This is a genomic window from Streptomyces sp. MK7 (assembly GCF_032658145.1).
GTDB classification, from domain to species: Bacteria; Actinomycetota; Actinomycetes; order Streptomycetales; family Streptomycetaceae; genus Streptomyces; species Streptomyces spiralis.
The window spans coordinates 1-6,603 of the sequence record NZ_JAVACL010000100.1 but is presented as its reverse complement, the minus strand read 5'-3'; the positions used below and the strand labels follow the sequence as shown (position 1 = coordinate 6,603).

The 6,603-nt window shown below is 68.8% G+C and carries 5 protein-coding genes; all 5 read right to left on the bottom strand.

The window, feature by feature from the left end; genetic code table 11:
- Positions 1-503: 503 nt before the first annotated feature.
- The 5 genes from R2S09_RS39750 to R2S09_RS39730 all read right to left on the bottom strand — a co-directional run bounded on the left by R2S09_RS39750 (position 504) and on the right by R2S09_RS39730 (position 6,548).
- On the bottom strand, positions 504-2,405 hold the full coding sequence (locus R2S09_RS39750) for a hypothetical protein (RefSeq protein ID WP_316746146.1): 1,902 nt from the start codon (positions 2,403-2,405) through the stop codon (positions 504-506).
- A gap of 212 nt (positions 2,406-2,617) precedes the next feature.
- Entirely contained in the window at positions 2,618-4,093 is a 1,476-nt protein-coding gene (locus R2S09_RS39745; RefSeq protein ID WP_316746145.1) for an SAVED domain-containing protein, read from the bottom strand.
- On the bottom strand, positions 4,090-5,013 hold the full coding sequence (locus R2S09_RS39740; protein WP_316746144.1) for an AAA family ATPase: 924 nt from the start codon (positions 5,011-5,013) through the stop codon (positions 4,090-4,092). Before R2S09_RS39740 ends, R2S09_RS39745 begins: the two co-directional genes overlap by 4 nt.
- A gap of 21 nt (positions 5,014-5,034) precedes the next feature.
- The gene (locus R2S09_RS39735) at positions 5,035-5,544 is read right to left on the bottom strand and encodes a hypothetical protein (RefSeq protein WP_316746143.1); all 510 of its coding nucleotides are present in this window, start codon (positions 5,542-5,544) and stop codon (positions 5,035-5,037) included.
- 2 nt (positions 5,545-5,546) lie between these two features.
- The gene (locus R2S09_RS39730; protein WP_316746141.1) at positions 5,547-6,548 is read right to left on the bottom strand and encodes a CBASS oligonucleotide cyclase; all 1,002 of its coding nucleotides are present in this window, start codon (positions 6,546-6,548) and stop codon (positions 5,547-5,549) included.
- Between the last annotated feature and the right edge of the window lie 55 nt (positions 6,549-6,603).

The following is a 6,603-nucleotide window of genomic DNA, read 5'->3' as shown; positions in this document are numbered from 1 at the left end:
GCAGCGGGTGACCATCCCAATTTCGAGAATCCTGCGGCGGACGCTGAGCGAGTTGCGTGCTCGTCTGGAGGCCGGGCTGGTTACGTTCGGTCTGACGAAGACTCTGCTGGCCCGTCGAGCCGGATTGGGGCGCACGACCGTCAGTGAGGCCTTCAGCCGAGGTGCCGTCGTCCCACACGGTGGGAGCGTTGGCACGTGCCCTGGGTCTTGTTCCTGGGCCGCTGCTGGGTCTGCGCGGCGCAGCCGTCGGCGGCAGCACGGCAGTCGGCGGGCATGAGACGCCGGTCGGGCGGGCGATCGCCACGTGCGATCCCCACGACTTCGACGTCCACCCGGCCGTGGCTCGTCCGCCGCTGGGGAACGGCAGTTCACCGGTTGCGGCTGGGCAACAGCGGGTGCGGACACGATGTCCCTGCCCGACTGTCCGTAGAGCCGGTCAACTGGCATGCCGTGGTGGCTTATTCAGCCGACCGGGACAGGTTTCGGACGTTAGCTCGCTTCGATCAGGGAGATGGCGCGTGTTCGGTGGGTGGAGGGAGGACGTCGAAAAGCGGTTTCATGGCGGTCTCGAAGAGCGCAGCATGCCGCGCTGGTTTGGGAGGGGCGAGTCCCATGCCGTGAAGTATGTGCTCGCGAAGGCCCGCGTTGCGCAAGGTGCCGGCGCTCTTGCTCCGCAGGATCTCGAGAAGGCTGGGCCCGGAGGTTTCCTGGATCCCCTCGATCATCTCTAGTTCCTCGATGTCTGCGATCTCGAGCGGATCTGTGTCCGGCCGTTGGAGGAGTCCGCGGGAACGAGCGCGTTCGCGGATGACTGTCAGTGTGACCGGGTTGACGGGAAAGCCTTCGGGCAGCACGAGCAGGGGCTGGAAACGCCGGGGGTGGATGGCGGGTGCCTTCGTGAGGGCTGCTTCGTCCTTGCGGAGGGCGTTGATGGTTGCATCGATCTGGTCAAGCTCGTCGATGAGCTTGTCGATGTCCTCGATCTGCGACTCATCCGGGACGCCGGTTGCAGCTTCGCGGCGCAGTTGGGTGGTGGTGACCTCGATGACGACCCAGGTGCCGGGGTAGTCGATCGCCGCGTCGGCGATGCGCTGGCCTTCGGCGCTGTAGGCAGCTTTGAGCTGTGCGTCGTCGTAGACGCGCCGGGCGGTGGACGCATCTTGCGTGATGTGGTGGAGGACTTCGCTGACGTAGACCTCACTGAAGTGGCGCAGGGTCTGCTCCGCGCGGGCTGCGAGTTTCTTGTGGCCGGAAGGCTTGGTGTGCCCGGGCGGGGGAAACTTGATGTCCCAGATCGGCAGCCATCCAAACGCCCGGTTCACGAGGTGGCGTGGGTCGAGGGTCAGCAGGCGCTCTCCGGTCAGGCGGATGACGGGCCAGCGCTGGAAGGGGTCGAAGGACCATTCGGTGAGCTGTTGTGGCTGTTCGCGTCGCACGGCTTCGCGCATCCCGGGCAGGTCGTTGCTGAGTAGCGAGAGCACCCTCTCGAGCCGTTCCGCGGGAATGTCCAGCGTTGCCAGCTCGGCGTACTCAAGCAGGAACGTGCCTTGCACGGTGCGCATCCACAGATAGCCTGCGACGGCTGCCAGTTCCTCCAGCCGGATACCGGTGCAGTCCTCATATGCCTGGCTGAGGTCTACGATGTTGGGCTCGGCTCTGTGTTCTGCGGGAAGTTCCAGCCACCGGCGGGCGTAGCGGGCCAGGAGTCCGGAGACGGCCCAGGTGTGGTTGAAGTGCTGGTTTGCGATGATCTCCCGGCCCAGAGGGCCAGGCCGGTCGGCGATGACGGTCGGGCCTGAGTCAGGGTGGTGCCCCATGGTCTGGCTGATGCACAGCAGGGCGCCGACCAGGTCGCCCGGCTGGGTGCCCTGCGGCAGGGTATCGGGGGACGTCTGAACCGCGGCTCGGGCCAGGAGCATGAAGGCTTGGGGTACAAGGAATCTGCGCGTGTTGTCTCTGAGGAGGTTCAGCACGCGATCGCGCACCGGCCCCTGCAGCAGGTCGTTCGCGAATCTCTCGTCCACGTCGCGCGCCGAGGTACCCGGGATGGCGAGGGCGGTGAGCACGAGGGCGCAGAACCGGAGCACGTTTTCCAGCGGGATGCGCTGTAGTTGGCGCGTGGTGTAGTCGGCGGGGGGTGTGACGCCGTAGATCTCCTCGGCGGTCAGGTAGACGGCCATCAGGTCGATGGGGGCGGGTGCCTGCGCCGCCGCACCTGGAACCCACAGACCATTCGGGTGCTGGTTCCACGCCGGTACGAGAGCTGGTGCCGTGGAGCCCTGCAGGACGGTTCGTCCTTGTGAGGGGTCGGCGAGGTAGCTGGTGCGCAATGCGGCAGGCTCGTCGTCTGCCAGCATCCTCCTGATGGTTTCGATCTTCCTGGCGAGGTCGTCTGCGGGATTCATCAGGGCTTCCTGTCGTACGTGGCAGCATCGGCGGCGGCCGTTGGTGTCAATCGGCATTCTTTAGCCGGGTCGCGTCTCGAGCACGTCTGGCGCGGTCTCCCCCGCCTGCCAGCCGGTTCGCAACCGCATCCAGGGCAGCGGGGACCAGACGCCGATCCTGCGCAGGAGTGCGGGAAGCCGATGCGCGGTTAGGCGGTGGGCGTCGAGTGCGGTCAGGCTTCGACGGTGAATGCCGCCTCATACCCCTGGGCTGAGCGGACGTCTTCGTACACCACGGTGGGACGCAGCCGGTTCCAGCGGTGGCCGAGCAGCAGCGCGAGTCCCATGGGACAGGCGAGGAAAAGGTGGATGCGGGGGGTGGTGCGGGTGGCCCGGCGCAGGGTGTCGCGGATCCCGACGGCGAGGGCGTTGGCGGCCTGGCTGTCGGGAATGGAGCCGTCCTTGGGGCCCGCGGGCGGGGTGAGGACCAGGAGTGTGGCCACGGGTGTGTGCTGGTCCCGGAGATGGTCGAGGACGTCGTGGGTGAGGTCTTGAGCCCGCACGGTCACGTTCACGGCGACGGCCAGGTCGTCGCCCTGGTCCAGGGCGTGCTCTTCGGCGGTGGGTTGCCAGTCGGTGTCATATGGGTCGTTGGTGCTCCACAGCTGTCCGCGCTGGAGGACGGCCAGATCGGCTCCGGTGACCATGCGGAAGGCGGTGCCGGTCAGGAAGGCGGGAGCCAGGCGGATGCTTCCGGTCACGGAGATCGCGGTCCTACCGCGCAGGTGCGCGGGGGCGGCCTCGATGTCCTCCTGCAGTTGCGCCCAGGTCGCGGGGGCCAGCGGACGGCGCTTGGTGAACTCGGAGGACGTCTCGAACCGGTCGACCCAGTCGATGGTGTGGTCGGCCTCGCCCGCCACGGGGTCGGGCTTGAGGGTGGCGATCGACAGGACCGCGCGGGCGGGACCGATCTTCAGTTTGAGGGTGTCGACCGCGGCCTTGACCATGTCCAGAGTGATCGTCCGGTGGCCGTTGCGGACTTGCTGAGCCACCCAGTTCGCACCGTCGTTGATCGCCTGCTCGTCGTGGCGCAGGCCGGAGGCGGCCATCAGGAGCTCGAGCTGTTCCTGTACCCGGGGCAGGTCCCGGGCCAGGTCGAAGCGCAGGCAGGAGAGGAGGTCGTGGAGTTTCGCCTCGCTCAGCCCGGCGTTGTGCGCCCAGCGGGCGCGTGCCTTGCCGGCTTGGGACCTGGGTCCGCCGTCCGCGGCCTTCGGCAGGAGCAGCTGGGTGCGCGCATCGCGGACGGCGGTCAGAGGATCGCCCGGGTCGGGGGCCCGGTTGGTGACCAGGGCGAGATCGACGTCGGTGCTGTCGGCGCTGAGGGTGCGCCAGGCGGTGGCGATCTTGCTCAGGATGGACGGGCCACCGGCAGGGCTCGGATCGGTCAGGTACGCCTCGTTGACGGGCGTGGCACTGCCCACGGCGTATTTGACCTGCATATAGGTGTGCGGGGGTGTGCGGCGCAGCAGGACGACGTCGTCGAGCTTGCCGACGCCGTCGGCTTCGACACCGACGGAGACGACCGGGTTCGCGGCGCCGGTGGTGTTCTCGCGCAGCAGGGTCAGGCAGCCCATCCATGCGATGAGCCACTGGTAGTGGTCGCCGGTGATCCTGACGCCGCTGGCAGTTGGCGTCGGCAGAGGCTTCATCGCTGCTCCTCGGTGAAGACGGGGCTGGGCTGGATCTGCTCGGCGAGCGCGAGGAGATCCTCGTCCGCGACCGGGCGGTCCGGGAAGGCGCGCAGGACGGCGGCGGGGACGAGGCGCTGGGTGAGATCGGAGAACGTGTAGCCGGGCCGGCCGGTGCTGGGGCCGGTGATGGTGACGAGCTTGTCGACGGTCTCCGGCCGGACGGCCAGGCCCTGGAGAGCCTGGGTGAGGACGGCGTGGCGCTGCTGGTCGTCGGGGCGGGCGAAGGTGAAGGTGGCGGCGGCGCGGCGCATGACGGCGGGGTCGAGGGCGCCGAGGCGGTTGGTGCAGAGCACGACGAGGACGGGAAGCTGGGCGCCGGCCAGGCCGTCGATCCCTGCCAGGAAGGCGTCCACGCCGGCCCGGTCCTCGTGGTGCATCTGCTGAGCTTCGCGGGACTGGACCAGCGCGTCGGCCTCGTCCACGACCAGGACCAGGACCGAGTTGACGCCGCGGCTTCCGGTGGCCCGCCGGCCAGCGGCGTGCAGATGGGAGAAGGCGTCGCCGATGAGCGCGGTCATCTCGCCGACCAGGCCGCTGCCGCGGGTGGCGAGCTTGAGGCGGTAGAGGAAGACCGGGAGGCCGAGCTGGTCGGCGAGGTCGCAGCCGAACGACTCGGCCAGGGCGGACTTGCCGGAGCCGACGTCACCGGCGAAGACGAACAGCGGGGCCCGGTCCGCAAACAGGTCGAGGGCGGCGAGCGGGCCGTCGTGGAAGGTGTCCGCCCACCTGCGCAGGCGGCGGGGATCGGCGAGCAGGATGGCTTCCTTGCGCAGCCGCAGCTTCAGTGCGTCCAGCCCCACCAGGCGGTCGTAGCGCGCGCGGCGCGTCGTCTCGGGCAGTTCGATGACAGGGTGGAACAGGTCGTCCTGGCTGGTCATAGGTGTTTCCCGGCTCCTGGGCTAGTGGGCGAGGTAGACGTCGCGGCCAACGCCGGCACCGTTGCGGGCGTAGCCGTGGCCCGTGGTGGTGGTGCCGGACAGGGCGGTGGGGGCGTGGCCGGCCGTGCGCTTGATCGGCAGGTCTTCTTTGACCGCGGCCCGTTCGGCGGCGGTCAGGGCCCCGTAGGCGGTGCTGTAGGTGAGGTAGCTGTGAAAGCCGTAGCCGGCGAGCTCGGCGGCGCGGGGCAGGCTGCCGGGGCGGCCGTCGGTGAGCTGCCCGCCGAGGGTGGCCTTATAGCGCAGGCGCAGCTTCCAGGTGTTGGTGGCCGTCTCACGGAAGCCGTAGTCGACGGTGTCGAGGTAGCCGTCGCGCAGGAGCAGGGCGACCTCTTCGACGTAGTCGTCGATGATGGCCAGGGCGGGGGCCCCGTAGTAGCCGTTGAGGAGGCGGAGATCGGCTCCGATCTTGGCGCCGACGTAGCGGGCGTCGGTGAGCGTGAACGAGGACGACCTGGTGGACGAGCCGGTCATGCTCACGCTCCCTGGAAGGTGGGGCCGAACAGCTCGCGCCAGGCGTCGTTCGCCTCGCCCCGCGTCGGCGCGCCGGCCGCCCAGGCGACGGCTTCCAGCGCGGCATTGGCGTGCTCGACCAGGCGCAGGCGGTCCTGCTCGGTGTAGGTGCCGGCGACGTTGTTGTCGGGATTGACGGGGTCCCACACCTGGATGGAGTCGGACGACGAGGCGACGTCGCCGGCCGGGTAGAAGTCGGTGAAGACGATCGGGCGCTCAAGACCGGTGCGGGCGATGTAGGCCAGCACCTGCTCGATGGCCCGGGGGTAGTCGTTGACCTGGAGCGGCTCTCCGTTCCATCCGGTCTCCCACAGATGGGCGACCAGGAGCTCGAGGAGGAAGCTCTTGCAGCGCAGGTCCGGGTCGTGCAGCTTACTCTGGCGGATCCACGCCTTCAGCAGGCGGATCAGCTCGGTGTAGCCGGGGCCGGCGGCGTCGCTGCTCTTGCGCTTCTCGATGAACCGCAGGTGCAAGGTGACGGAGGTGAGGACCCTGGTGCCCTGGCGGGTCACCAGATACCCCTTGTCGTCCGGCTCTCCGGTGTACAGCACCGGTGCGACGTCGATCTTCAGGCCGGAGCCGCGAAGGGTGATCCCGACCGCGTGGTCAGAGATCTTGAAGTCGTCGGCGACCTTCGTGTCGCCGTAGACCTGGATGCAACGGTCACGCAGCCACTCCAGCAGGCTGGCCTCGTCCACGCCGGGGTCAGCGGTCCGCAGGTAGGCCGCGACATCCGCATCGGAGCCGCCGCCGCGGCGCTGGATGGCGGTGAACTTGGCGGTACTGCCGGACGCCCGGAGCTTGACCAGGTCGAAGTCCGGGTGCGCGGCGATGTGCCCCTCCAGCCGCTCGCGCAAGTGGTTGACCTGGCGGCGGCGTTCCGTCGCCTCCCGGGCAGGCACATTGACCCTGGTCTCGGCGAAGGTCTCGAGCACCTTGTGATCAACGTGTCGTTCTGCAGCCATCCCGTCCTGCCTTCCTGCGTGCGGCCTTTCGCGCCGCCTAGAAGCTGTATCACCC

Coding starts and splice junctions, on each gene's coding strand:
- R2S09_RS39750 (WP_316746146.1), bottom strand. CDS start 2,405: ATGAATCCCGCAGACGACCTCGCCAGGAAGATCGAAACCATCAGGAGG.
- R2S09_RS39745 (WP_316746145.1), bottom strand. CDS start 4,093: ATGAAGCCTCTGCCGACGCCAACTGCCAGCGGCGTCAGGATCACCGGC.
- R2S09_RS39740 (WP_316746144.1), bottom strand. CDS start 5,013: ATGACCAGCCAGGACGACCTGTTCCACCCTGTCATCGAACTGCCCGAG.
- R2S09_RS39735 (WP_316746143.1), bottom strand. CDS start 5,544: ATGACCGGCTCGTCCACCAGGTCGTCCTCGTTCACGCTCACCGACGCC.
- R2S09_RS39730 (WP_316746141.1), bottom strand. CDS start 6,548: ATGGCTGCAGAACGACACGTTGATCACAAGGTGCTCGAGACCTTCGCC.